Raw genomic sequence first — 24,236 nt, 5'->3', positions numbered from 1 at the left:
GTTCTGTCGACCGCGTCCCGGTGTGCCATGGACAGGCCCAGGCGCCTTGGGTCGCGTGTCATGAGTAGTCTGTTGCGACCAAGGGCAACCACAGCGCCTGCACAGGCGCCGGACCGAGGAGCAGGGCGCTTGAGCGGCGGGACGAAGGCAGGCGGCATCGCGCTGCGTCTTGTCCTGCTCGCGCTGCTGTTCCTCGGAGTCGGCGTTCTCCACACTCTGAGCCACGCCGGGGCGCACGGCGGTGTAACGGCGTCCAGTGCTGTCCAGCATGGCCACCAGGGGGAAGCGGCCCCGGCCCAGGGGGCCAGTGCCCAGGAGGAACCGCACTCCGCCGCCACGGCTGTCGAGGTGGTCGACCACGGCGATGTGCAGCGCCGCGTGCATGCCGAGGGGACAGACGCCTCCGACTGCTTCGCACTGATGCCGAGCGGGTCATGGCTGCTCGGGCCGTACAGCACGGCAACGGGGAACTGCGCAGAGGGTCTTGGCACGATCCGGGCCGGCCTGCCTCAGGACCCCGGCGTGAGTCCCGGACTGTCCCGGCTGTCTGTGTTGCGGATCTAGGCCGACGGTGATCTGACGCGTGCACCCGCGGGTGCCGCGCGCCGGCGTACCGGTCCCTGCATGGCCCGGTCGCCCTTCCCCCCCGTTCACCGTCCACGCTCCGACGGGCCGGCTTGTCGTACTCGCATGCCGGCCTGCGCTGAAAGGCGTCCTCCGTGTCCCAGCAGCACCTCACCGACCGCACTTCCGTACCCCCGCCGCGCCGGGAGGCCCCGGCATACGCGCCGCACCGCCCAGAGACTCACCGGCATCTGGAGCCCACGCGATCCTCCGCAGCCCAGGCCGAGCCGGCACTGTCACCGCCCCCGGGTCGCGCGGAGCGGCGGCGGGGCCGTCGCCGTGCCCCGAAGCGCACACCCCTGCTCGGCAACTACCTCGGCTACGCTGCCACATTCGTGGGCGCCGGACTGATCAGCGGCGCCATCGTGCACCACCCCCTGGACCCCGCGCGCTACACCCTCATCGCCGTCGTCGGCGCGGCGGTCTTCCTCTTCGCCACCGTCCTCAACGAGTTCGTGCTCACCAGGCAGCGGCCCGGTGCGACCAAGGTGCTGGGCGTCGTGGTCGCCTCGCTCGCCCTGTCGTTCGGCATCGGCATGCTCAGCGGCGGACTCCAGCACTTCGAGGACTTTCCCGAACGTGCCGCGATGTTGATTCCCTTCGGGCTCACCCTGTCCTTCGTCGCCTACGTCCTTCGGTACGAGCCAGCCCGCTGGCGCGGCATCGCCGGGCCGACGGGAGCGCTGGTCCTGGTGACCGCGGCGGTGGCGTTCGTCGGCCTGCGTGGCATCGCCGACGGGATGGCGGCGGAGTCGGGAGGCGGCGGACACAGTCACGGCGAGGAGACCAGCGGGGAGACGGAGGCGCCGGACGAGGAGGAGCCCGGCCACGACCACTCCCCGGACCGTGGGACGACCGTCCCCGAGGAGCCCGAGCGGACCACGGCCCCCGCCGAAACCGCGGATGCCGGGCACGCCGACGACGGACACAGCCACTGAAGCCCGGCCCTTGTCGGGCGCCTTGATCGGCTGGGTCTGGGGCGAGTGCGGACATCGGCGCAGTGGTGCCCGTGGGGGCGCAACCCGGTGAGGGCGCGACCGCCACGAGCCGGTGCGCGGCGGCCTCACGACAGAGACGCTATGTATCGATAAACCTGGAGCAGGTCCGGGGATCAGGACGATCAGGACAGACGGGAGAGCACGACATGGCCGGCTCGACCCACTCGCCAGGCCGCCTTGGGACATCGGCCGGCCCCAGGCGGCGTTCGAGGCGCTCGCCGAGGCTGGTGTCCTCGGCGGTAAGGTCCTGGACGTCGGCTGCGGCACCGGCGAGCACGCGATCATGGCGGCGGGACTGGGCCTGGACGCGACCGGCGTGGACCTCGCCGCGAACGCCCTACGCACGGCCGGGGACAAGGCGCACGCCCGCGGCCGTGCGGTGCGGTTCCTGCGGCACGATGCTCGGCGGCTCGGCGAACTCGGCGAGGTCTTCGACACCGTGCTGGATTGCGGGCTCTTCCACATCTTCGACGGCGAGAACCGCGCCGCCTACGTGGCTGCGCTGCGGGCTGCCGTGCCGGCGGGCGGCCGCTACTTCATGCTCGGGTTCAGCGACCGGCAGCAGGGCGAGTGGGGGCGGGTGCACAAGCTGACGCGGGTGGAGATCGAAGCCGCGTTCGCCGACGGGTTGCGGGTCGACTCCATCGAGCCGTCCACGATCGAGATCGCCACCGACTCGGACGGCATCCAGGCGTGGCTGGTGGAACGCAATGCCAACCGTCGAAGCCCGTGTCGAGACCGAGCGGCCCAGCCGGTACCTCGGCCAGCTCTGCAAGCACTTCTCCAACAAGGGCCGCCACCTCGGCCGGCGCCTCCATGGTCATTCGGGGAGTGGTGATGGGCAGGCACTCCGTGAGATGCGGGCCGTGGCGGAGCAGGCGCAGATCGAGTGGTCCGACACCGAAGGCCAAGTCGCCCTGCCCTGGGGGGCAGATCATCCTGCGGGCTACCTCGGGAGCGTTGGTGCTGCGTGTCGAGGCGGCCGCAGACGACGACTTGAGGCGGTTGCAGGACCTTGTCGCCGGGCGTCGAGAGGTTCGGTCGACGCGACGGACTACGGGTGGACTGGCAATCCACCGGTTCTCCCTCCACCGTCGGCGAAGGCGCCGTCGGCGGGCCCCCGGTGCCAGGCGGGGCCGGGATGTGACCCCGCGGGCACCTCAAGGTCCGGGTCTCGTGGCAGTCGTCGTGGTCGTCCTGGGCCGGCTCGTGATCGCGCCATGACCAGGAAGCAACAGACTTACCCCGGCAAGGTCCCGGTGGTGCCGGCGGCAACTCGAAACGGCGAGGGAGACGGGGCTCAGCCGTTCTCCAGCGTCACCAGGTGCTCCCCGTCCGAGGTGCGCAGCTCGTAGCGGGCGATCTCCTCGGGGTGGAAGGCGGCGGCGCCCATCATGGTGTTCTCGCGGGCGTCGTGGCGGGAGGTCGTCCAGCTGGTGACCATCTGCTCCGAACCGTCCGTGCCGACGGCGATCAGCCGGCAGGCGCGGGGGCCCGCGCCGTCCTTGACCTTCAGCTCGACCTGGGTGCCCCACGGCTCGCTCTCGGCGGTGACCTGGGCCCATACCCCCGAGCGTTCGTCGGTGGCGTCGACCTTGCGGGCCGACGAGCCGCCGTCCGACGCCATCATGGCGATCCCGGGCGACGCCAGCGCCACCGCCGCCGAGGCGGCCAGGCCGAACAGCAGACGTCTGCGGCGCATCCGGTTGCGGCCCGCCATCTCGCCCAGCAGCCGGTCCAGCAGCCGGGGGCCGGGCTTGGCCATCGGGTGCACGGCGCGCGGGGTGGCCCGGCGGTACAGCATCAACTGCCGGGTGGCGGGCCCGAATTCCGTCACGTGTGCCGCACAGCTGGGGCACTCCATGAGGTGATCCTCGAAGCGGAAGGCGTCCGCCTCGTCCAGCACGCCGAGCGCGTACGCGGCGACGTCGCGATGCCTCTCCAGGGACCTCATGCGGAATCCTCGTGCCGTTGGGTGCGGGGTGGGTTACTCCTTGCTCCCACCCGTACGCACGTGACCGCCGAATCACTCAAGGCACACACAGAATCGCAACCAACGGATTCGGAGCCGTCGGGGCGAAGGATTGGTCCCGTAGCGGAAAAAGTTTCCGAACGGCCTCCGCGGGCCCCGAGCGCGGCCTCGCCTAGAAGAGGTGGATCGCCAAATGCCCCAGCGGAAGCCCCAGTTGCCAGGCCGGGGTCCACACCTTCGGGCCCTCGTCCTCGCTGCCTAGCGCGCCGCCGCCGGGCACCGCGTTGAGGTCCGGGGCGAGCAGCTCGGTCTCCTCCAGCCAGCGCCAGGCCGCCTCGGCGAGGTCCAGGTCGGGTGTGGGCCCCCCGGACTCGATCGCCTCGGCGGCGGCCTTCGCCATCCGCTCGCGCACCCAGTCCTGCCAGGGCTGGTCGTACGCCGTCAGCGACAGCCAGGTGTCGAGCTGGGAGACGACCCGGATGCCGGAGAGTTCACCGCCGGTGTCCGACAGGAAGATCGTCAACGCCAACGCGTCCCGCCCGGCGCGGAACTCGAAGGACGTCGCCGGCATCAGATCACCGGTACGCAGCAGCTCGTCGGCAATGTACTCGGCGTACAACCACGCCATGGGGACGGTCAGTTCACCGCCGCCGGTGCCGCCGGTGCTCTCTTGGCCTCTGTGCAGCATCCCTTCCTGCCTTCCTCCGGTGCGTACGCGTCGCCCGACATCGGGCTCCCAATGCGGAACACGGATGAAGACAGCCGATTACTCAACCATGGTCCTCAGCAAGGCGCTTTACGGAGGTTTGACTCAGCCATTGGTTTCACCGCAGGTCGGCCGCGTATCCCGGAAGCACCCGGCGCAGGGCGCGCAGCGCGTAGTACGCGCGGGACTTCACGGTACCGGCAGGGATGCCGAGGGTCTGCGCCGCTTCCGCCACACTCGCCCCCTGGAAGTACACGAGCACCAGGACTTCACGGTGCTCCGGAGTGAGTGTCTTCACAGCCTCGCGCACATCGAGGGCCGCCGCCGCCCGTTCGGCGTGATCGGCACAGACCCGAGCGTTCTCCAGGATCGCGTCACCGACCTCGGGCGGCCGCGCCTGCCGGGCCCGCCGCGCGTCGATCGCGAGCCGCCGGCCGACGGTGAGCAGCCAGGGCCGTACGGAGTCGAAGTCGTCGGCGCGCAGGGCCTCGGGATGCTGCCAGGCGCGCACGAGGGTCTCCTGGACCAGGTCCTCGGCGCGCTGCCGGTCCCCGTCGCAGAGCCTGAGCAGCAGCGCGAAGAGAGGCCGGCCGTGCTCCCGCTGAAGCGCGGCGAGCTCGTGCTCGGCGGTCGTCGTCCCGTTGATGAGAGTGGTTCCGGCCGTCATGGCCGTATGGCATCGCAGGGCGCGGTCCGTGGACAGGTCGCGCACACGGGTCTGCGACGGACGGTCGATCGCGTCGACGAACGGTTCGACGAACGGTCCCGGCCACCGTTCGCCCTGCGCCGGACGGGCTAAGGGGCGTGTCGGAACCAGGTACCGATGCGTCGCGATTCTTACCTATTGATGTGTAAATACGACCACATCGGGGTGAGTGATGATCGCACGCAGTCGACAGGTGGCCCTGGCCCTGACGGCCCTCCTCGCCGCGGGCGCGGCCTGCCAGGCCGACCGGCACGAGTCACCGGGGCATCCCGCCCCCTCCGCCGCGGACGCCCGCGGCTTCACCCTCGTCGCCTCCGGCGACGTCCTTCCGCACAGCTCGATCATCGACCGCGCCCGCTTCGACGCGGGCGGCTCGGGCTACGACTTCCGCCCCATGCTCGCGGGGGCGAAACCCCTGGTGGGCCGCGCCGATCTGGCCCTGTGTCACATGGAGACGGTCTACGGCGCGGACGGAAACTACACCGGCTACCCCGCCTTCAAGTCCCCGCCCGAGGTTGCCGCCGGCCTCGCCGCCACCGGCTACGACGGCTGCTCCACCGCTTCCAACCACAGCCTCGACGACGGCGCCGAGGGCATCCGCCGCACCCTGGACGCCCTCGACCGGGCAGGCGTACGGCACGCCGGATCCGCGCGCACCGAGGCCGAGGCCCGCACGGTCACCGTGCTGCGCGCGGGCGAGGCCCAGGTGGCGCACCTCGCGTACACCTACGGCACCAACGGCTATCCGCTCCCGGCCGATCAGCCCTGGGCCGTGAACCTGATCGACGAGGCCCGGATCCTCGCCGACGCCCGCACCGCCCGCCGGGCAGGCGCCGACGTGGTCGTCGTATCCCTGCACTGGGGCACCGAATGGCAGGACGAGCCCGACCGGCAGCAGGTGACCCTGGCCCGCTCCCTCACCGCCGCGCGCACCGGCGAGCGCCCCGACATCGACCTGATCCTCGGCACCCACGCCCATGTCCCGCAGGCCTACGAGAAGGTCAACGGAACCTGGGTGATCTACGGCATGGGCGACCAGGTCGCGGGCCAGATGTTCAACCACAGCGGCAGCCCCGACCCGCGCGGGAACCAGTCCACGATCGGCCGCTTCACCTTCGCCCCGCCCGCGAAGGCGGGCGCCCGCTGGAAGGTGACCAAGGCCGAATTCGTACCGCAGTTGTTCGACATCGACGCCGGCCGGGTGGTCGACCTCAACCAGGCGCTGAAGCAGGGAGCCGACGTCACCGCGGTGCGGGACCGGATCCGGGACGTGGTGTTCAGCAGGGGCGCGGACAAGGACGGCCTGGTGATGGGGGAGTAGGACCACCGGCACCGGTCCGGCGGTCAGCCCACTTCGCCGTCGTCGAAGGTCTTCAGCATCTCCTTCAGCACCCGCCTGCACGCGCGCAGTTCGGCGTCGGTCAGATCGCCGCCGACCTGCCGGTTCAGGGCGTGCTCGCGCGCGAGGATCGCGTCGATCAGTGTCTCGCCGGCGGGCATGATCCGGATCAGCGAGGACCGCTGGTGGGCGGGGTTGGGAGTGACCTCCGCCCAGCCCTCCGCCACCGCGTCGTTGACCATGCGCTGCACGAACTGCCGGGACAGCGCCATGATCCGGCCCATCTGGGGCACCGTCATGGGCCCGTACCTGCGCAGCAGCACCAGGACGGAGCGCACGCCGACGGAGACCCCCTCGACCTGTTCGCCCTGCTCGATCTTGCGCAGCCCGCGCCGGTAGAGCGCGCCGATCAGGTCGAACACCTCGGAGACGCGGTGGCCGAGTTCGTCGGGCGGAAGCGGGGCGTCGTTGTCGTTCACCGGGACATCATGCACCGACCCATCATGACAACCGGGTTGTCAAAGCGCCGTGAAGATGACACCTTGGTTGTCATGACAGTTGCTGCGGATCTTCGCTTCTTCCCCTCCACCGATGGCGACCTCGCCTACCTCGACGCGGGCTCCGGCGACCCGGTCGTCCTGATGCACTGCGGGTTCGTCGACCACCGCTTCTGGGCGGACCAGATACCGGCGCTCGCGGCCGAGTACCGGGTCATCGCCCCGGACGTACGCGGCCACGGCTTCTCGGCCAACGCGACCGAGCCGTTCCGCTGGCCCGACGACCTCGCCGCCCTGCTCCGCCATCTCGACACCGGGCCCGCCGTCCTCGTCGGCGTGTCGATGGGCGGGGTGATCGTCACGGACACGGCGCTGGAACACCCCGACCTCGTCCGGGCCGTCGTCACCTGCGGTGCGGCGACCGGCGATTTCCGGTACCAGGACCCCTGGACCCAGGGGATCCAGGCGGAGTACGCGCGCACCCTGGGCGCGGGCGACATCGAGGGCTGGCTGGCCGCCTTCCTGCGGGTGGTGCCCGGCGAGCACCGGAGCGCGGACGACATCGACCCGCGGATCATGGAGCGGCTCAGGGACATGGCCCTGCACACCATCACCAAGCACACGCCCGGCGAGACGGACTGGCACGTGAAGGTGACCGACTCCTGGCCCCGGCTGCCGGAGATCGACGTACCGGTTCTCGCCCTCAACGGCACCCTCGAACCGGTCGAGCTGCTCGACGCGGCCGAGCGCCTCGCCCGTACCGTCCCCAACGGCCGCACCGAGACCATCGAGGGAGTCGGCCACTACCTCAACATGGAGAAGCCAGAGGAGTTCAACCGCATCCTGCTGGACTTCCTCCGCTCCGTATGACCGACGGGCCCCATATGACGGATGGGTGAATTGCAAAATTTCGCAATTCCATACATGCTGAAGTCGCTGTGCCCGCCACCGGTAGCCGCGGGCGCAGCGCAGGCATGTCGGCCCCGAGACGGGGCACCGTAGGGAAGCCGAGGGGTTGTGTCCGTTCCGCTGTACCAGGCCAAGGCCGAGTTCTTCCGCATGCTCGGGCATCCCGTACGGATCCGGGTGCTGGAGTTGCTCCAGGAGGGGCCGCGACCGGTGCGGGAACTGCTGGCCGCGATCGAGGTGGAGCCGTCCGGCCTGTCCCAGCAGCTGGCGGTGTTGCGCCGGTCCGGGATCGTCACCGCGGTCCGGGAAGGCTCGACCGTCGTCTACGAGCTGGCGGGCGGGGACGTGGCCGACCTGATGAAGGCCGCGCGGCGGATTCTCACCGAGATGCTCGCCGGACAGGGCGAGCTGCTGGCGGAACTGCGGGAAGCCGAGGTCGCCGCGCGATGACCTCGGTGTTCGGCCGGGCGATGTCCCGGCTCACGGCGCTCCTCCCTGCCCGCGGCGACCTGGCCGACCTGCGGCGCGACCCCCGCCGGGACCTGCTGGCCGGGCTCACCGTGGCCATCGTGGCGCTGCCCCTCGCGCTCGGCTTCGGCGTCTCCTCCGGCCTCGGCGCGGAGGCGGGACTGGCCACCGCGGTCGTCGCGGGGGCGCTCGCCGCCGTCTTCGGCGGATCCAACCTCCAGGTGTCCGGGCCCACCGGGGCCATGACCGTGGTGCTGGTGCCGATCGTCGGCGAGTACGGGCCGGGCGGTGTGCTGACCGTGGGGCTGATGGCCGGTGCCATGCTCGTGGCGCTGGCCGCACTGCGGGCGGGCAAGTACATGCAGTACGTGCCCGCGCCGGTGGTGGAGGGCTTCACGCTCGGCATCGCCTGCGTGATCGGCCTCCAGCAGATCCCGAACGCCCTCGGCGTGCCCAAGCCCGAGGGCGACCGCGTGCTCGTGGTGACCTGGCGGGCCGTCGAGGAGTTCGCGCGGCACCCGAACTGGACAGCGGTCGGCTTCGCGGTCTCGGTGGCCGCCGTCATGCTGATCGGCGCCCGCTGGCGGCCGGGCATCCCGTTCTCCATCCTCGCGGTCATCGCCGCCACCGTCGTCGCCGGGATCGGCGGCCTGGACGCGGCCCAGCCGATCGGCGACCTGCCCTCCGGGCTCCCCGCGCCCTCGCTCGGCTTCCTCGACCTGGGCTCGCTGGGCACCCTGTTCGCACCCGCCGTCGCGGTCGCCGCGCTGGCCGCCCTGGAGTCGCTGCTGTCCGCCTCGGTCGCCGACGGCATGACGGTCGGACAGAAGCACGACCCCGATCGCGAGCTGTTCGGCCAGGGACTGGCGAACATCGCCGCACCGCTGTTCGGCGGCGTGCCCGCGACCGGCGCCATCGCCCGGACCGCGGTGAACGTGCGCACCGGCGCGAGTTCCCGGCTCGCCGCGCTCACCCACGCCGCGATCCTCGCCGTGATCGTCTTCGCCGCGGCACCCCTCGTCTCCAAGATTCCCCTCGCCGCGCTCGCCGGCGTCCTGCTGGCCACGGCGATCCGCATGGTCGAGGTCGGCTCCCTGCGTGCGATGGCGAAGGCCACCCGCTCCGACGCGCTGATCCTCGTCCTGACCGCGGTCGCCACCCTGGCCCTAGACCTGGTCTACGCCGTCATCATCGGCCTCGCCGTCGCGGGCGCCCTCGCCCTGCGGGCCGTGGCCAAGCAGGCCCGCCTCGACCAGGTGCCGCTGGACCGCGGCGACCACAGCGCCGAGGAACACGCGCTGCTGGCCGAGCACATCGTCGCCTACCGCATCGACGGGCCGCTGTTCTTCGCCGGCGCCCACCGCTTCCTGCTGGAGCTGACCGAGGTCTCCGACGTACGGGTGGTGATCCTGCGGATGTCGCGGGTGTCCACGATGGACGCGACCGGTGCCCTGGTCCTGAAGGACGCGGTGGAGAAGCTGACGCGGCGCGGCATCCTCGTCCTGGCCTCCGGCATACGTTCCGGCCAGCTCCAGGTCCTCGACTCCGTCGGCGCCCTGGACCTGCTGCGGCACGAGGGCCGGGAGTACGCCACCACCCCGGAGGCGATCCGGGCGGCCCGTGACCACCTGGAGACGGCCGGCGTCCTGTCGGCCCTTCCCGCCCAGCAGCCCCGAACCTCCAGCGAGGACGCCCTCCGATGAGCATTCCCCCCGCCGCCCTGCGCATGGTCGAGGTCTCCGGCGCGGAAGCCCTGTGGCTGCTGGAAGGCAGCAGCCTGGGGCGGCTGGTGTACGCGCAGCGTGAGCTGACCGTGGTGCGGCCCGGCCGGCACGTGTGGGAGTACGGCCGCCTGGTGGTGCGTACGCCGGTCCCGGCACCGGCGGTGCCCGCGACGGCGACGTACCAGGTGGACGAGATCCGCGCGGTGGCCGGGACCGGCTGGACGGTCACCGTGTCCGGACCGGCCGAGGTGATCACGAACCCCGACGAGGCAGCCCACTACCTGCGCACCCTGTCCGGCTGGACCCACGGCCCGCACGACACCCTGATGCGCCTGCATCCCAAGACGGTCAGCGGCTTCCGCCTCGCCCGCGCGGAGGTGTGATGCCTGCGCCGCTGAATCCCGCCCGCACCACCGCAAGGAAGTTCACCGCATGACCATCGAGTGGCGCTACACCATCGAGCAGGATCTCGGCATCCTCTCCGTCGCCGGATACCTGGGCCCGGACGCGGTCCGCCGCTTCGCCGGCGCGGTCGGCTGGGTCGTCGCGCGCGGCAGCGGGCCGGTCATCCTCGACCTGACCGAGCTGCGCAGTTGGTCCGCCGAGGGCCAGGTGGCCATCACCGAGGCCGCACGCCGACTCGCCGGGGCGGGCCGCACCCTGGAACTCGCCGCCATCCCGGCGGACGGATCGCTGGTTCCGCCGGGCGACTGCCCGGACATCCCCGTCCACTGCGACCTGCCCGCCGCCCTCACCGCCCACGCCCGGCCGTTGTCGACTCCCGAGGAAGGGCAGCAGGCGTGGCGCACCGACGGGTGGCCCACCTGACCCAGCGCCTGTTCAGGCCGCCGGGCCGGTGTCCCCGTCCGGCCGGGCGTGCCGTCCGCCGAAGGACAGCCTGAGCATGCCGGCGTGGCCGCAGCGCGGGCAGCTCCCGTCCGGGCCGACGGCGGCGGGGCGGCACTTGAGGCGGCAGGCAGGGCACTTGCACCAGGTGACGCCGATGCCGCGCAGTGGAGTGATCCTCACGTACGCCTCCTCATCAGACCTCAGCAGTTGCTAATGTTAGCAACTGCTGAGGTCTTCAGCGCAGGATGCTGTTGGGTCGAGGGGGAGGGCGGCACGCATGAGTACGCCGCTGTACCAACTGAAGGCCGAGTTCTTCAAGACGCTGGGCCACCCGGCCCGCATCCGGGTGCTGGAGCTGCTGAGCGAGCGCGAGCACGCCGTCGCCGAGATGCTGCCCGAGGTGGGGATCGAGCCCGCGCACCTGTCCCAGCAGCTTGCCGTGCTGCGGCGGGCCAACCTGGTCAGGACGCGCAAGGAGGGGTCGGCCGTGCACTACTCGCTGACCAGCCCGCAGGTCGCGGAGCTGCTGCTGGTCGCCCGGACCATCCTGTCCGGGGTCCTTGCCGGACAGGCCGAGCTGCTGGCCGACCTGCGGGCCGCGCAGGGCGAGGGGAAACCGCCGTCGTAACGACGGCCCTTGAACGGCGACCGCCTCCCGAGAGTTTGACAGCGCTCTGTGGTGCGGGAGGCGGTCGCCCCCGCTTCGCCCTTCCCCTCACTTACCTCAATAAGTGGCAAAACGCTGGAATGGCGTCGTAACTCCGATCGCCCGCCGACCGGTTGGTCAGCTACGGACGAGTCCTCACCGTCTCTGGGAGAGGTTCATGGGCCTGTTGCGCAAGATCCGGACCACCGGACGGGTGGCCGAGCCCGCTCCGCCGCGCCCGGAGGGCGAGTCCCCGCCCGGGGCCGCGGAGTTCGGCGGTTCGGTGCAGGTGCGCTGCGTGGACGCCGGGTCCTGCAACGGCTGTGAGATCGAGATCGCCGCGGCCTTCAACCCGGTGTACGACGCCGAGCGGTACGGCGCCCGTCTGGTGGCCTCGCCCCGGCACGCGGATGTCGCGCTGGTGACCGGTCCCGTGACGCGGAACATGGCCGAGCCACTGCGGCGCACGGTCGCCGCCATGGGCGAGCCGCGTCTGGTGGTCGCGGTGGGGGACTGCGCGATCGACTGCGGGGAGTTCGCGGGCGGGTACGGCGTCGAGGGCGCCGTCTCCGACGTCGTACCGGTGGATCTGGCGGTACCGGGGTGCCCGCCCCGGCCGGAGGAGATCGTGGCGGCGCTGCGGAGGGTGACCGGGCGGTGAGCATCGTTCCGGCCGCCCTCGCGACGGCCACCGGTCTGGGCGGCGCGGGTGTGCTGGCCGGACTTGCCCTGCCCGGCCGACTGCGCGTCCCGACCGTCGGGGTGCTGACGGCGGGGGTGGGGGTGAGCGGGGGCGCGGCGGGTGTTGCCGCACTGGGCGGCGACCAATGGGCGGCCCATTTCCCCGACTTGCTTCCGCTGGCGGGGACGTATCTGGCCGTGGACGCGCTGGCCGGTCTGTTCATGGCCGTGGCAGGGGCGGTCGTGGCCGCGGTGGCGGTGTACGGCATCGGCTACGCGGGCGGACACGGCCCGCACGGGCTCGGCTCGCGTACGGCACAGGCGGTGCTGCCGCTGTTCGCGCTCACCCTGGTCCTCGTCCCCGTGGCGGCATCGGTGTCGACGTTCCTGGCGCTGTGGGAGCTGATGGCGCTCGCCTCGCTGCTGCTGGTGCTCGCCGAACACCGGGAGCGGGCCGCGGTGCGGCAGGCCGGAGTCTGGTACGCGGTGATGACGCACCTCGGTCTGGTGCTGCTGCTCGTCGGGTTCGCGGTGTTCGCCGCGCAGGCGGGCGGCGAGACCTTCGCCGCAATGCGGGCCGGCGCGCACGCGGTGTCGCCGACGGTGCGCGGGCTGGTGTTCGTGCTGCTGGCGGCCGGGTTCGCGTCCAAGGCGGGCGCGGTGCCGCTGCACGCCTGGCTGCCCCGCGCGCACCCCGAAGCACCCAGCCCCGTCTCGGCTCTGATGAGCGCCGCGATGGTCAACCTCGGCGTCTACGGCCTCGTCCGCACCGGGCTCGACCTGCTCGGCGGCGGTCCGGCCTGGTGGTGGCTGGGGCTGATGGCGGTGGGCGGGACCAGCGCGGTGTACGGCATCCTCCAGGCGGCGATGGCGTCCGACCTGAAGCGGCTGCTGGCGTACTCGACCAGCGAGAACATGGGCCTGGTCCTCATCGGGGTCGGCGCGTCCGGGCTGTTCGCCGCCCACGGTGACCGCCCCCTGGCCGCGCTGGCGCTGGCGGCGGCCCTGCTGCACGTGGTCAACCACTCGGCCTTCAAGGCCCTGTTGTTCTGCGCCGCCGGATCGGTGCTGCGGGCCACCGGCGAGCGTGACCTCGACCGGCTGGGCGGGCTGCGCGCGCACATGCCCGCCACCGCTGGCCTGTTCGCGCTCGCCGCGCTCGGCGCGGTGGCGCTGCCGCCGGGCAACGGGTTCATCAGTGAGTGGCTGCTGCTCCAGTCCCTCATCCACGGGTTCGAGGTGCCGGGCGTCGCCGTGGCGGTCGTGCTGCCGCTGTCGGTGGCGGTGATCGCGCTGTCGGCGGGGATCGCCGCGGCCGTGTTCGTGAAAGCACTGGGCGTGGGCTTCTTCGCCCGGCCGCGCAGCGAACAGGCGGGCCGGGCCAAGGAGTCTCCCGCGCTGATGCTGGCCGGAATGGGCCTGCTGGCCGCCGTGTGCGCGGCGCTGGCGCTGGTGCCCGGACTGCTCGGTGACGGCCTGGACCGGGCGGTGGGCGCGACGGGACTGCCGGGCAGCGGCGCGGTGTCGGGCGGCGGACTGAAGGTGCGGCTCGCGGACATCTCCGCCTCCCTGTCGCCGCTGTGGCTGGTGGCCGCCCTCACGGTCGCGGTCATGCTGGCCGCCGGTCTGCCCCGCCTGTACGGACGCCGCCGGCGCCGGGCGAACGCCCGGCTGTGGGACTGCGGCGGCGGGGCTCCCACCCCGCGCATGGCCTACACGGCCACCTCCTTCGCGGAACCGCTCCAGCGGGTCTTCGACGACGTCCTCGCGCCCGAACAGGACGTGGACGTCACACCGGTGCGCGAGTCGGCGTACCTGGTGGAACGGGTGCGCTTCCAGCACCGGGTGCCCGACCGGATCGAACACCGCCTGTACGAGCCGGTATTGCGTGCGCTCGCCGGTACCGGACGGGCGGCCCGGCGGCTGGCGGGCGGCAGCGTCCATGTCTATCTCGGCTACGGCTTCGTCGGCCTGGTCGTCCTGCTGTTGGTGTTGGCGGTGGGCTGGTGAGAGCGAACAGATGAGTGCTGTCGGATACGCGGCCGTGGTCGGCCAGATCGTCGTGGTCGGCGCCGGGGCGCCGCTGCTGACCGGGTGGATGCGTCAGGTGCGCGCCCGCCTGGAGGGCCGGGCCGGGGCCGGGGTGGTCCAGCCCTGGCGGGACACCCGCAAGCTCCTGCGCAAGGAACCGGTCACCCCCGTCGGCACCGGCCCCGCCTTCCGGGCCGCTCCGGCGCTGCTGGTCGCCACCAGCGTGGTCGCCGCCGGGCTCGTACCCCTGTTGTCCACCGACACCCCGGTCAGCTCGCACGCCGACCTCATCGTGGTGGTCGCGCTGATCGCGCTCGGCACCCTGGTGCTGGCGCTGGCCGGTCTGGACAGCGGCACCGCGTTCGGCGGGATGGGCGCCTCCCGGGAGATGACGGTGGCCGCGCTGGTGGAGCCGACCATCCTGCTGTCGGTGTTCGCCCTCTCAATACCGGCGGGCACGACCAACATCCCGGCGATCGTCGCGGGCGCGGTCGACGAACCGGCCCGGCTGGCCTCCCCGGCGGGACTGCTGGCCACGGCCGCGCTCGCCGTCGCGGTGCTGGCCGAGACCGGACGCATCCCGGTGGACAACCCCTCCACCCACCTCGAACTGACCATGATTCACGAGGCGATGGTGCTGGAGTACGCGGGCCCGGACCTGGCGCTGGTCGAACTCGGCGCCCAGATGCGGCTCACCCTGCTGCTGGGGCTGCTGTCGTCGCTGTTCGTGCCGTGGGGCATCGCCACCGACGCCTCCTGGGCCGCCCTGCTGCTGGCGCTGCTGCTGTTCGCGGCCAAGGTGGCGCTGCTCGGCGCGGTACTGGCGGCGGCCGAGGTGTTCTGGGCCAAGGTACGGCTGTTCAAGGTGCCCGAACTGCTCGCCGGCTCCTTCCTGTTGGCGCTGCTCGCGGTGATCGCCTCCTACTTCCTGAGCGGAGCGTCATGAGCGGCGGCCTCTACACCCAACTCCTCGACCTGGCCTGCGGTGCCTTCCTGCTCGCCGCGGTGATCGTGCTGTGGCGGCGCGAACTGGCCGCCATCGTCCGGGTCTTCGCGGCCCAGGGCATCGCGCTCGCCGCGATCGCGGTCCTGCTCGGCGCCCACGAGGAACGCTGGGACCTGGTGGGCGTCGGCGTCGGCATCGGGCTGCTGCGCGCCGGTGTGCTGCCGTACCTGATCCGGCGGGCCCTGACCGCGCCCACCGGCGACCGGGTGCGCAGCGAGGAGGTGCGCGAGACACAGCCCCTGATCAACATCACCGCCTCCCTGCTCACCGGCGCCCTGCTGACCCTGCTCGCCTACGCCGTCGCCCGCCCCCTGACCGAGCTGAACCCGACGCCCGCCACTCGCGCCCTCCCGGTCGGTCTGGCGGTCGTCCTGATCGGCTTCTTCGTCCTGGTCACCCGCCGACGGGCGCTGTCGCAGGTGGTGGGCTTCCTGCTGCTGGACAACGGCATCACCGCCACCGCGTTCCTGGCCACCTCCGGAGTGCCGCTGATCGTCGAACTCGGCGTCTCCTTCGACGTATTGCTCGCGGTCCTGGTGCTCCAGATTCTCACCACCAGGGTGCGGGAGGCGTTCGGCACGACCGACATCGACGACCTGCGGGAGCTGCACGACTGATGAGTCCCACTGCTTCCGCCCTGCTCCTCACCGCACCGGCTGTCGCGCCCTTGCTGGCCGCGGGGGCGTACACGATCACAGGCCCGCGCACCCGGCGCCCGGCGGACCGGGCCGGGCTCCTCGCGCCCGTCGTGATCCTGCTCTGCGGGGGCCTGCTGGCGGCGGCCGTCCTCGACGACGGACCGCGGACGGCGTACTCCGGGCTGCTGCGGGCCGACGCCCTGACCGCCTGGATGCTACTGGTCGTCGGCGCCGTCGCGGTCGTCGCCTGCGGTGCGGCACCGGCGTACCTGGCCGCCGAGCGGGCCGCCGGGCGCGCGGACCGCGACTCGGTGTGGCGCTACCACGCCCTGGTGCAGACGTTCCTGGCCGCCATGTGCCTGGCGGTGACGACGGCCAACCTCGGCGTGCTGTGGGTCGCCGTCGAGGCCACCACCATCGTCACCGCGTTCCTCGTCGGCCACCGCCACACCCGCACGTCGGTGGAGGCCGCCTGGAAGTACGTGGTGATCTGCTCGGCCGGGATCGCGCTCGCCTTCCTCGGCACCGTGCTGATCTACTACGCGGCCCGGGAGGCCGGCATCGCCGAGGCCTGGGCCCTGGACTGGCCCACTCTCGTCGCCCGCGCCGACCGGCTCGACCCGGACGTCACCCGCCTCGGCATCACCCTGATCATCCTGGGGTTCGGCGCCAAGGCCGGCCTCGTCCCCCTGCACGCCTGGCTGCCCGACGCCCACAGCCAGGCCCCCGCCCCCGTCTCCGCGCTGATGTCCGGAGTGCTGCTGTCCGTCGCGTTCGCCGCGATCCTGCGCTACCGGATCATCGCCGACGCCGCCCTCGGCCCGGACTTCACCCGCGTCCTGCTCACCGGGATCGCCCTGCTCACCCTCGCCCTCGCGGCCGGACTGCTGCTCGCCCAGCGCGACTACAAACGGATGCTGGCCTACTCCAGCATGGAGCACATGAGCCTGATCGCCCTCGGCGCGGCGATCGGCAGCCCCCTCGCCCTGTCCGCCGCCCTGCTGCACATCGCCGGACACGGCCTCGCCAAGTCCGTCGCCTTCTGTGCCTCCGGCCGCATTCTCCAGCTGACCGGCACGGCCCGGATCGGACGGGTACGGGGGCTGCTGGCCCGGGCTCCGGCCCCGGCGGGGGTGTTCGGCTTCGCGGTCGTGGCGCTGATGGCGTTTCCGCCCTTCGGCCTCTTCGCCTCCGAACTCGGCATCGCCCGCGCCGGTTTCGCCGCCGACACCGGCCTGGGCTGGGCGACCGCCGTGGCGCTGCTGCTCGTCCTGGTGGCCTTCGCCGCGCTGGCCGTCCGCACGGCCCGGATGCTGCTGGGCCCGGGAACCCCGGAGAAGCACCACGGCGCCGGCGTGTGGCCGCTGCTGCTGGGCCTGGCCGCCTGCGCCGCCCTCGGTGTCACCACCGGACCCCTCACCGACCTGCTGGACGCCGCCGCCCAGGCGATCGGAGGCCACTGACGCCATGCGTACGACGTACCGGATCAGCCTCGCCGCACTGCCGCAGCACGCGGCGGACCTGCTCGGCAAGGGCCACCGGCTCGCCCTGGTCAGCGCGCACATCGACGAGGACGGACCGCGCGTGGTGTACCTGTTCGTCGCCGGTCCGCCCGACACGCGCACCGAACTCCACGTCCGCCTGCACCCCGACCGCCCGGAAGTGCCGACGCTCGCCGAACTGTCCTTCGCCGCGGGCCGGTTCGAGCGGGAGATGCGCGACCTGTTCGGCATCGTCCCCCTCGACCATCCGCTGCCCCGCCGCCTGGTCCGCCACTTCCACTGGCCGCGCGGCTGGTACCCGATGCGCCCCGACGCCGGTCCGCCACCGGCCTTCGGCGAGCAGGAGGGCCCGTACCCCTTCCTGGAGGTGGAAGGCGATGGCGTCTACGAGATCCCGGTCGGCCCGGTGCACGCCGGGCTGATCGAACCCGGTCACTTCCGCTTCTCCGTCGTCGGGGAGACCATCCTCAAGCTCAAGGCCCGCCTCTGGTTCGTCCACAAGGGCATCGAGAAGCTCTTCCAGGGCCGCACGGTCGCCGCCGGACTCCCGCTCGCCGAGCGCATCAGCGGCGACACCGCCGTGGGCCACGCCCTCGCCTACTGCCTGGCCGTCGAGGAGGCCACCGGCATCCAGGTGCCGGAGGACGCCCAGCGGGCCCGCGCGATGCTGCTGGAACTGGAGCGGATCCACAACCACGTCGCCGACCTCGGCATGCTCTGCAACGACGTCGGACACGGCATCCTCAACGCCCACGCCCAGCGCGTCCGCGAGCAACTCCTGCGCCTCAACGAGGAGATCACCGGCCACCGACTGCTGCGCGGCGGCGTCGTCCCCGGCGGCGCCGCACTCCACTCCGTACCGGACCTCGGGCGCCTGAAGACCATCGGCGAGGACGTCCGCGAGATCACCGACCTCGCGCTCGGCCACTCCACCGTCCGCGACCGCTTCACCGGCACCGCGATCCTGCACATGGAGGCCGCCCGGGAGATCGGCTGCCTCGGCTACGTCGCCCGCGCCAGCGGACTCGCGAACGACGCACGGGTCGCCCATCCCTTCACCGGCTACGGCAACCGGCTCGACGTACCCGTGCACGACAGCGGCGACGTGCTGGCCCGCTTCCTGGTCCGCGCCGAGGAGATCGACACCTCGCTCGCCCTGATCGGACAGTTCACCGAGGGGCTCTCCGCGCCCGGCGCCGTACTGGCGCCCCCACCCGAGCCCCTGACCGGACCCCGGACGGGGGTGGGCCTGGTGGAGGGCTGGCGGGGCACCATCGCCACCCGCGTCGAACTCGCCCCCGACGGCACCCTCGCCCGGGTCAAGCCGGTCGACCCGTCCTTCTTCAACTGGCCCGCACTGCCCGTGGCGTTGGCCGACACCATCGTCCCGGACTTCCCGCTGACCAATAAGAGCTTCAACCTCTCCTACGCGGGCAACGACCTGTGACGCACGGCCCCCGAAGGCCAGAGCACCTCGACATCGATTCCGTGGCTGCGGGCGTAGGCCACCAGATGGGCCGTCGCGTCCCGTCCGTTCGACGGCGAGCCGTCCCACACCACCAGCACATGCTCGCAACTGCGCAGCAGACTCTCGTCCGTGGCCACGCACGCGCCCCGGTCGTCCAGGTCGTACTCCATCAGCCGCACCTGCTCCGACAGCAGGAGCAGCTCACCGGCCGCCTTCCGGTCGGGCTCGGGCAGGTGCGCGGGCACGCTGTGGTGCGACGGCAGCACCGTCACCAGGGCGAGGCCCGCCTTGCGGGCGGCCCGGCCGAACGCCACCGGCACTCCCTTCCCCGCGCGGACCAGTCCGGCCTTGCCCGCCTTGGCGAAGCTCGCCAGCCGGGAGCGCAGCTCCTCCTCCACCAGCTCAAGCGTCGACCCGCTGAGATCGGGGTGCCCCACAACAGCGATCACCTCGGCGTCGTCCTTTCTCCCCGTCGCCCGGGAAACCTGCCCCATCAGAAGTCCGCTTGATCGTCCCGGGACGGCACGGGGCACGCCAGGGCCGACCGGGGACAGGAAGGAGGGCCGAAAGGACCTTGCGCGGCGTCCTACGGCACGACCGTCACCGGCCAGCGCCCCGCCTTGACCAGCCGGATCGCGACCGAGCCCACGATGCGGTGCCCGGCCTGCTCCGAGGCGCCGACCACCACGGCGTCCGCCTTCAGGTCGTCGGCGGCCTTGACCAGGCCGCTGTAGGGGTCGCCGCGGAAGGTGTGGAACTCCCAGCGCACATCGAATATCCCCTTCGTGCGCTCGGTGGCCTCCCGGATCTGCGCCACCAGATCCTCGGCGATCTCGTCGGTCACCTCGCCGACCGGCGCCCCCATCGCCGCGCCCGCCGCCATCACCGGCTGGACGTACACCACGGCCAGCAGCGCGTGCTGCCGCCGGGCGAGCCCGCCCGCGTAGGCCGCGGCCCGCAACGAGGAGTCGGAGCCGTCCACCCCGACCACGATGACCTTCGGTCCGTCCGTACCCCGCTCGAACCGGTGCGCGTGCTGTTCCGTCACGGCGCCGAGGCTATCGGAACCAGCAGATCCCACCATCGAAGGGCGGCATGGCTGACGGTCCGTCATGGGCCGGGCGGGTGGAATCCTGCGGCCGGTCCAGTGTCGTCGTGGTGCGTCGGTGGTCGGCCGGGCGACTGATGAGTCATGCAGAAGGATCAGTTGCTCACCCGGCTGCTCACTCGGCGCCGGGCCCTGTTCGCCGGTGTCGCCGCTGTCGGCGCCGCTGGTACCGCCGGTCTGATCGCGCTGGGCGCCGACGCCGAGCCGGTCAGGACCGCCGCCCCCGCCGCGGGCCCCCAGGCGCGCCCCGCGCTCAAGCCCTCCGCCTACCGACTCCAACCCCTCACCGGCTATGGCCCGCCCCGCGCGGCGCCCCGCCATGTCCCGGTCCGCCGAACGCCGCTGCTGCGGATGACCGGCCGCGGCCGGACCATGGTGCTGACCTTCGACGACGGCCCCGACCCCCGCTATACGCCCGCCGTCCTCGACACCCTCGCCGAGTACGACGTGCGCGCGATGTTCTTCGTGTGCGGGGAGATGGCGGCGGCCCGCCCGGATCTGCTGGCCCGGATGGCGGAGGAGGGCCATGTGGTCGGCAACCACACCTGGTCCCACCCGCTCCTCACCAGGCTGACCCGACGTCAGATCCGCTCCCAGATGGAACGCACCAGCGATGTCGTCGAGGAGGCCACCGGCGAACGCCCCCAGTGGTTCCGCGCGCCCTACGGCGCCTGGAACCGCGCCGCGTTCCAGCTCGGCGCCGAACTCGGCATGGAACCCCTGGCCTGGACCGTCGACACCCTCGACTGGACCACCCCCGGCGCCCGCACCATCGTGGGCCGGGTCACGGACGGCGCCGCCCCCGGCGTCGTGGTGCTCTCGCACGACGCCGGGGGCGACCGTTCCCAAAGTGTCCACGCCCTGCGGGACTATCTCCCCGAACTGCTGGACTCCGGCTACCACATCACCGTCCCCCGGCGGCAGTACACCTGACCGGCGGCCTGCGCCCGCCCGGCCGGGGCACGCTCAGCGGACCTCGACCAGGCGGGCGAAGGTGACCACATTGCCCGCGTAGCCGCTCTGCTTGGAGAAACCGCCGCCGCAGGTGATGACCCGCAATTCCGCGGTGCCCTTGGAGGCGTAGACGCGATCGCCGGGGAAGTCGTTCTTCTCGAAGACCTCGATGCCGTAGATCTCGAAGACGGCGGTCTTTCCGTCCTTGCGCGCCACCTCGACGCGATTTCCCTTTTTCAGGGCGCCGAGCCCGTAGAACACGGCGGGCCCTTGGCTGTTGTCCACATGCCCCACGACGACCGCGGTGCCTTTCTCGCCGGGCGACACGGCACCGGTGAACCAGCCCGCCAGGTTCGGGTCCTCCGGCGGCGGCGCGTCGACCCAGCCGTTCGCGTCCAGGCCCACCGGCATCATCGGCGCGTCGACCTGGATCGCCGGGATCCGCACCCGGTCCGGCACGGCGTACGGCAGCGGGGCCGCGGCGTTCGCGAAGGTGCCGCCCGATACCCGGCTGTCCGCCGCGGCGGCCGACGCGGGCTGCGGCGGGCCCACGTCGAACTCCCCCGAACCATTCCGAATGAGCGCGAGGCCGGTCAGCAGAACAAGCGCTATCACGCCCCAAGGAGCGCGCTTCTTCCGCCGCTCCTCCTCTTCGGCCAGCTCGGACCCAATCATTCGTTTCCCCTCTCGACGCGGCCGTCGCCACGTCATTCGCGCATACGGGAACGCTAAGCGCCGCGCGTGAAACCGGCGACGGGTGCGACTGCGAACGGGTGGCCACGACTCCGTTCGGCAATCCTTGGTGCGCCATCCGAGTTGCCGTGACCAGGAAATTTCTGACGGTCCGTGACCTGCGGCAATATCCGATTGTGAGGTTTTCCTTCGGCGTGTCCGCTCACCAGGACGGACCATTCTCGAAATGCGGCCCTGTGCCGGGCATCTGAGGGTCTTTCTGGGAGGCGCTTTCTCGCCGATCGACCGGGGACGGTTCCCGGGGCGTCTTCCGCGGAGGATCAGATGCGTAACTCTCGCGCCCTGGTGGTGTCAGCGGCGGCGGTGGCCGCCCTCGGGCTTGCCGCCCCGGCGGCCGTCGCTTGGGACACCCCGAGCAATATCGTCGCCCTGCCCAGCGTCATCGCCCGCGGTGGCCAGCTGACCATCACTGTCGACGGCTGCCGCAACGGCGGCACCGCGACCTCCAACGCCTTCCCCTCGACTTCGCTGTCGCCCATCCACGGCGCCAACGAGACTTCGAAGGGCACGGCGACGATCAACTCCAACGCGCGCCCCGGCACGCACGACATCACCGTCAACTGCGACGGCAAGACGCTGACCCGCCCGGCCGCCTTCACCGTCATCGGCGGTGTGCAGGGCGGTATCGGCGGCAGCTCCACGTCCGGGGCCACGCCGACCGACATCGCCATCGGCGGCGGTCTGGTGGCCGCCGCGGTCATCGGCGGTGGGCTGTTCTGGATGCGTCGCCGGTCCGAGAAGCGGATCTGATCCGACGCTCTTTCCGGCGCTCTTCGGGGATCGCACGTCAACGAAGAAGGCCTTCGCCCCGGCCCCCTCGCGGGGGACCGGGGCGAAGGCCTGTGCGCGGGGCGTCGGCGGGGGTCAGCCGCCCTCCTCCGAGGTGCGCTTGCGGGAGAGCCGGTAGGCGGCTCCGATCGAGCCCGCGATGAGCACGGCGCCGAGACCGATCTCCTTGAGGTCGAACCCGGCGACGCTGCCGCCCTCACCGGCGTGCACTCCGCGCGGCGGGACGAGCGGCTGCGGGATCGGATGGCCGGTGGGCCGGCCGCCGGCGATGGTCAGATCCGTGGACCCGCTGACGCCGTCACAGGCGAACGTCACCTTGTACATCGCCCCCGGCTTGGCGTCCCAGTCCACGACGGCCGTCGTGTGCGACTGGCTCGGCGGGATGGTGACCGTGTCGAACACCGCGGAGGTCACCGTCGCCGGTCCCTTGCAGCCGCCGTCCCGTTCGATCCTCAGGGTGACCTGTCCGCCCGCGGCGATGGTGGAGGGCAGGACGCTGAAGCCGAACGGCGTGATGTTGTCCTCGCCCTTGGCCTGGGCGGCGGGCGCGGTGAGGGTCAGGGCGGTCAGGCCCAGCAGTGCGGCCGTAGCGACGCGTATCGCGCGCATGGTGGTTCCTCCGGTCCCCGAGGAGCAGCTGCGGACCGTTTCCGCTTGCGCCAGAAATGCACCTCGATGATCGAAACGCTAGGAAGGTGCGCACACCTGCGCGAACGCAGTCGTGCGAATGGGGCAAGCGTGTGGGCCGCTCAGGGGACGGACGTTCCCGCGGCCGGGGGACGGCGACGGCGTGTCGCCCCCGCCCCCGGCAGGGAACCCGGATGAGTCGCCGTCAGCCCTTGGCGTCCGGGAAGAGGTTCAGGAACGGTTCAGCGGACGCCGTGACGCCCCGGCTGTAGGGCGCGTCGAAGTCCCAGATGAGGAAGAGCAGGAAGGCGATCAGCGCGGAGAACAGCCCGGCGAGGATCAGCTCGCGCGGTGTTCGCCGGATCTGGAGGGCGAGGATCATCCCGATGGTGACCACGGCCCCGGCGATCAGCCCGAACCACACCACCCCCGGCATGGTCTCGCCGGTCGAGCTGGCGCGGGCGTTGCGCGCCTGGTCGGCGGCGGCGACCTGGTCGACGATCGGCTGGTAGGCCTGGGCCTCGAAGTCGCTCCGCGGCTCGTAGTCGGTGACGTCCACCCGGACCCGCTGGAGCAGCTCGGCACCGCGGTCGGACACCTCGCCGTGGTCGGCCATCGTCTGCCACTCGGTGGTGACGACGTGTCCGACATAGGCGTTGACATCCTCCCGAATACGGTCACGCACCTCGGGCGGATAGACGCGGACCCGTTCGGAGACCTCGTGCAGGGCGATGGCCTCGGCCTGGACGTGGTCCTCGGCGGCGCTGCGTCCCTCCCAGACACCCGCGATGGCCAGGCCCAGCACGATGGCGTAGACGACGCCGATCCACATCGTCATGTACTCGATGACGTCCGGGGTGTCGGAGGGGTCCTCGTCGTCCGCCGCCGTGCGATGGCGGACGAACGTGATGATGATCACCACGACGCAGGCGGCCACCATCGCGAGGGTGAGAACAAGCCATTCCGGCAAGGGATGCCTCCAGGGGTCAGCGCGGGCGCAGCGCGGCGACGGCGACGATCGCGGGCGCGGCGATGAGCAGGACGAAGGTGAGGGGTGCGGTGGCACCGCGGGTGGGCGGCCGCTTGGCCGTGGCGCGGTGGCGCGGGTAGTGCACCGGGGTCACGGAGGGGCGCGGGGCGGGCTTGGCCGACGGCGTCGGAGTCGGCTCGGGGCTCGGCGGCGGGGTGGGTGCGGGCGGCGGGGTCGGCCGCGGGCGGGGTGGCGCGGGCTAGCTAGCTAG

The 24,236-nt window shown here is 72.0% G+C and carries 29 protein-coding genes; 18 read left to right on the top strand and 11 right to left on the bottom strand.

All coding sequences use genetic code 11. From position 1 onward, the window contains the following. Positions 1 to 129 precede the first annotated feature (129 nt). From BN159_RS06870 to BN159_RS06860, 3 genes are all read left to right on the top strand, one after another. Complete coding sequence (locus BN159_RS06870; protein ID WP_015656201.1) at positions 130 to 564, top strand: hypothetical protein; 435 nt, start codon at positions 130 to 132, stop codon at positions 562 to 564. A 155-nt stretch (positions 565 to 719) separates the two neighbouring features. Continuing rightward, a complete protein-coding gene (locus BN159_RS44755; protein WP_015656200.1) occupies positions 720 to 1,562 on the top strand; it encodes an ABC transporter permease in 843 nt (280 codons plus the stop codon). 112 nt (positions 1,563 to 1,674) lie between these two features. Then, positions 1,675 to 2,460, top strand: a complete 786-nt coding sequence (locus BN159_RS06860) for a class I SAM-dependent methyltransferase (RefSeq protein WP_331712172.1) — start codon at positions 1,675 to 1,677, stop codon at positions 2,458 to 2,460. Positions 2,461 to 2,922: 462 nt separating this feature from the next. Here BN159_RS06860 and BN159_RS06855 read toward each other — a convergent pair whose 3' ends face one another. The 3 genes from BN159_RS06855 to BN159_RS06845 all read right to left on the bottom strand — a co-directional run bounded on the left by BN159_RS06855 (position 2,923) and on the right by BN159_RS06845 (position 4,967). Next, the gene (locus BN159_RS06855) at positions 2,923 to 3,576 is read right to left on the bottom strand and encodes a zf-HC2 domain-containing protein (protein WP_015656198.1); all 654 of its coding nucleotides are present in this window, start codon (positions 3,574 to 3,576) and stop codon (positions 2,923 to 2,925) included. A 190-nt stretch (positions 3,577 to 3,766) separates the two neighbouring features. Next, positions 3,767 to 4,282 (bottom strand): hypothetical protein, encoded by a 516-nt coding sequence (locus BN159_RS06850; RefSeq protein ID WP_015656197.1) that lies wholly within the window; start codon positions 4,280 to 4,282, stop codon positions 3,767 to 3,769. A gap of 136 nt (positions 4,283 to 4,418) precedes the next feature. Beyond that, on the bottom strand, positions 4,419 to 4,967 hold the full coding sequence (locus BN159_RS06845) for a sigma-70 family RNA polymerase sigma factor (protein WP_015656196.1): 549 nt from the start codon (positions 4,965 to 4,967) through the stop codon (positions 4,419 to 4,421). A gap of 211 nt (positions 4,968 to 5,178) precedes the next feature. Here BN159_RS06845 and BN159_RS06840 point away from each other — a divergent pair, with 211 nt between their 5' ends. Then, positions 5,179 to 6,327: a CapA family protein gene (locus BN159_RS06840; protein ID WP_015656195.1), complete on the top strand. Its 1,149-nt coding sequence runs from the start codon at positions 5,179 to 5,181 to the stop codon at positions 6,325 to 6,327. Positions 6,328 to 6,350: 23 nt separating this feature from the next. On the opposite strand, the gene BN159_RS06835 is transcribed toward BN159_RS06840, so the two are convergent. Continuing rightward, positions 6,351 to 6,824, bottom strand: coding sequence for a MarR family winged helix-turn-helix transcriptional regulator (locus tag BN159_RS06835; protein ID WP_015656194.1), 474 nt, complete (start codon positions 6,822 to 6,824; stop codon positions 6,351 to 6,353). Positions 6,825 to 6,896: 72 nt separating this feature from the next. Between BN159_RS06835 and BN159_RS06830 the strand changes: the two genes are divergently transcribed. From BN159_RS06830 to BN159_RS06810, 5 genes are all read left to right on the top strand, one after another. Continuing rightward, complete coding sequence (locus BN159_RS06830; RefSeq protein ID WP_015656193.1) at positions 6,897 to 7,712, top strand: alpha/beta fold hydrolase; 816 nt, start codon at positions 6,897 to 6,899, stop codon at positions 7,710 to 7,712. Between the two features lie 147 nt (positions 7,713 to 7,859). Beyond that, positions 7,860 to 8,201, top strand: a complete 342-nt coding sequence (locus BN159_RS06825) for an ArsR/SmtB family transcription factor (RefSeq protein ID WP_015656192.1) — start codon at positions 7,860 to 7,862, stop codon at positions 8,199 to 8,201. Continuing rightward, complete coding sequence (locus tag BN159_RS06820) at positions 8,198 to 9,922, top strand: SulP family inorganic anion transporter (protein ID WP_015656191.1); 1,725 nt, start codon at positions 8,198 to 8,200, stop codon at positions 9,920 to 9,922. The genes BN159_RS06825 and BN159_RS06820 overlap by 4 nt, the downstream gene beginning before the upstream one ends. Next, a complete protein-coding gene (locus BN159_RS06815) occupies positions 9,919 to 10,326 on the top strand; it encodes a pyridoxamine 5'-phosphate oxidase family protein (RefSeq protein ID WP_015656190.1) in 408 nt (135 codons plus the stop codon). Before BN159_RS06820 ends, BN159_RS06815 begins: the two co-directional genes overlap by 4 nt. Positions 10,327 to 10,375: 49 nt before the next feature. Next, the gene (locus BN159_RS06810) at positions 10,376 to 10,771 is read left to right on the top strand and encodes an STAS domain-containing protein (protein ID WP_015656189.1); all 396 of its coding nucleotides are present in this window, start codon (positions 10,376 to 10,378) and stop codon (positions 10,769 to 10,771) included. A gap of 12 nt (positions 10,772 to 10,783) precedes the next feature. Here BN159_RS06810 and BN159_RS06805 read toward each other — a convergent pair whose 3' ends face one another. Then, the gene (locus BN159_RS06805) at positions 10,784 to 10,972 is read right to left on the bottom strand and encodes a hypothetical protein (protein ID WP_015656188.1); all 189 of its coding nucleotides are present in this window, start codon (positions 10,970 to 10,972) and stop codon (positions 10,784 to 10,786) included. Between the two features lie 97 nt (positions 10,973 to 11,069). On the opposite strand from BN159_RS06805, the gene BN159_RS06800 reads away from it, so the two are divergent. From BN159_RS06800 to BN159_RS06770, 7 genes are all read left to right on the top strand, one after another. Next, positions 11,070 to 11,420, top strand: coding sequence for an ArsR/SmtB family transcription factor (locus tag BN159_RS06800; RefSeq protein WP_015656187.1), 351 nt, complete (start codon positions 11,070 to 11,072; stop codon positions 11,418 to 11,420). Positions 11,421 to 11,616: 196 nt separating this feature from the next. Next, positions 11,617 to 12,099 (top strand): NADH-quinone oxidoreductase subunit B family protein, encoded by a 483-nt coding sequence (locus tag BN159_RS06795; protein ID WP_015656186.1) that lies wholly within the window; start codon positions 11,617 to 11,619, stop codon positions 12,097 to 12,099. Next, on the top strand, positions 12,096 to 14,129 hold the full coding sequence (locus BN159_RS06790; protein ID WP_015656185.1) for a proton-conducting transporter transmembrane domain-containing protein: 2,034 nt from the start codon (positions 12,096 to 12,098) through the stop codon (positions 14,127 to 14,129). The genes BN159_RS06795 and BN159_RS06790 overlap by 4 nt, the downstream gene beginning before the upstream one ends. Before the next feature lie 10 nt (positions 14,130 to 14,139). Then, on the top strand, positions 14,140 to 15,096 hold the full coding sequence (locus BN159_RS06785) for a respiratory chain complex I subunit 1 family protein (protein WP_015656184.1): 957 nt from the start codon (positions 14,140 to 14,142) through the stop codon (positions 15,094 to 15,096). Beyond that, positions 15,093 to 15,773 carry a hypothetical protein gene (locus tag BN159_RS06780; protein WP_015656183.1) on the top strand — a complete coding sequence of 227 codons (681 nt, stop codon included), beginning with the start codon at positions 15,093 to 15,095 and terminating at the stop codon, positions 15,771 to 15,773. Before BN159_RS06785 ends, BN159_RS06780 begins: the two co-directional genes overlap by 4 nt. Continuing rightward, a complete protein-coding gene (locus BN159_RS06775) occupies positions 15,773 to 17,257 on the top strand; it encodes a proton-conducting transporter transmembrane domain-containing protein (RefSeq protein ID WP_015656182.1) in 1,485 nt (494 codons plus the stop codon). The genes BN159_RS06780 and BN159_RS06775 overlap by 1 nt, the downstream gene beginning before the upstream one ends. Positions 17,258 to 17,261: 4 nt before the next feature. After that, complete coding sequence (locus BN159_RS06770) at positions 17,262 to 18,743, top strand: hydrogenase large subunit (protein WP_015656181.1); 1,482 nt, start codon at positions 17,262 to 17,264, stop codon at positions 18,741 to 18,743. Here the strand turns inward: BN159_RS06770 and BN159_RS06765 are convergent. Both BN159_RS06765 and BN159_RS06760 read right to left on the bottom strand, forming a co-directional pair. Continuing rightward, positions 18,722 to 19,258: a hypothetical protein gene (locus BN159_RS06765; RefSeq protein ID WP_015656180.1), complete on the bottom strand. Its 537-nt coding sequence runs from the start codon at positions 19,256 to 19,258 to the stop codon at positions 18,722 to 18,724. The genes BN159_RS06770 and BN159_RS06765 overlap by 22 nt on opposite strands. A gap of 92 nt (positions 19,259 to 19,350) precedes the next feature. Continuing rightward, entirely contained in the window at positions 19,351 to 19,812 is a 462-nt protein-coding gene (locus tag BN159_RS06760; RefSeq protein ID WP_041818897.1) for a universal stress protein, read from the bottom strand. Between the two features lie 144 nt (positions 19,813 to 19,956). On the opposite strand from BN159_RS06760, the gene BN159_RS06755 reads away from it, so the two are divergent. Beyond that, positions 19,957 to 20,805, top strand: a complete 849-nt coding sequence (locus BN159_RS06755; RefSeq protein WP_015656178.1) for a polysaccharide deacetylase family protein — start codon at positions 19,957 to 19,959, stop codon at positions 20,803 to 20,805. A gap of 33 nt (positions 20,806 to 20,838) precedes the next feature. Here BN159_RS06755 and BN159_RS06750 read toward each other — a convergent pair whose 3' ends face one another. Beyond that, positions 20,839 to 21,501, bottom strand: coding sequence for a class F sortase (locus tag BN159_RS06750; protein ID WP_015656177.1), 663 nt, complete (start codon positions 21,499 to 21,501; stop codon positions 20,839 to 20,841). A 342-nt stretch (positions 21,502 to 21,843) separates the two neighbouring features. On the opposite strand from BN159_RS06750, the gene BN159_RS06745 reads away from it, so the two are divergent. Then, the gene (locus BN159_RS06745) at positions 21,844 to 22,329 is read left to right on the top strand and encodes a hypothetical protein (RefSeq protein ID WP_015656176.1); all 486 of its coding nucleotides are present in this window, start codon (positions 21,844 to 21,846) and stop codon (positions 22,327 to 22,329) included. Positions 22,330 to 22,443: 114 nt separating this feature from the next. Here BN159_RS06745 and BN159_RS06740 read toward each other — a convergent pair whose 3' ends face one another. The 3 genes from BN159_RS06740 to BN159_RS47415 form a co-directional block, all read right to left on the bottom strand. Then, on the bottom strand, positions 22,444 to 22,977 hold the full coding sequence (locus BN159_RS06740; RefSeq protein ID WP_015656175.1) for a hypothetical protein: 534 nt from the start codon (positions 22,975 to 22,977) through the stop codon (positions 22,444 to 22,446). A 223-nt stretch (positions 22,978 to 23,200) separates the two neighbouring features. Continuing rightward, entirely contained in the window at positions 23,201 to 23,965 is a 765-nt protein-coding gene (locus BN159_RS06735; protein ID WP_015656174.1) for a bestrophin-like domain, read from the bottom strand. Between the two features lie 16 nt (positions 23,966 to 23,981). Beyond that, on the bottom strand, positions 23,982 to 24,110 hold the full coding sequence (locus BN159_RS47415; RefSeq protein WP_041818893.1) for a hypothetical protein: 129 nt from the start codon (positions 24,108 to 24,110) through the stop codon (positions 23,982 to 23,984). Positions 24,111 to 24,236: the final 126 nt, after the last annotated feature.

Source organism: Streptomyces davaonensis JCM 4913, assembly GCF_000349325.1.
GTDB lineage: Bacteria > Actinomycetota > Actinomycetes > Streptomycetales > Streptomycetaceae > Streptomyces > Streptomyces davaonensis.
The sequence above is the reverse complement of the archived record's forward strand: the minus strand, read 5'-3'. Positions and strand labels throughout refer to the sequence as shown.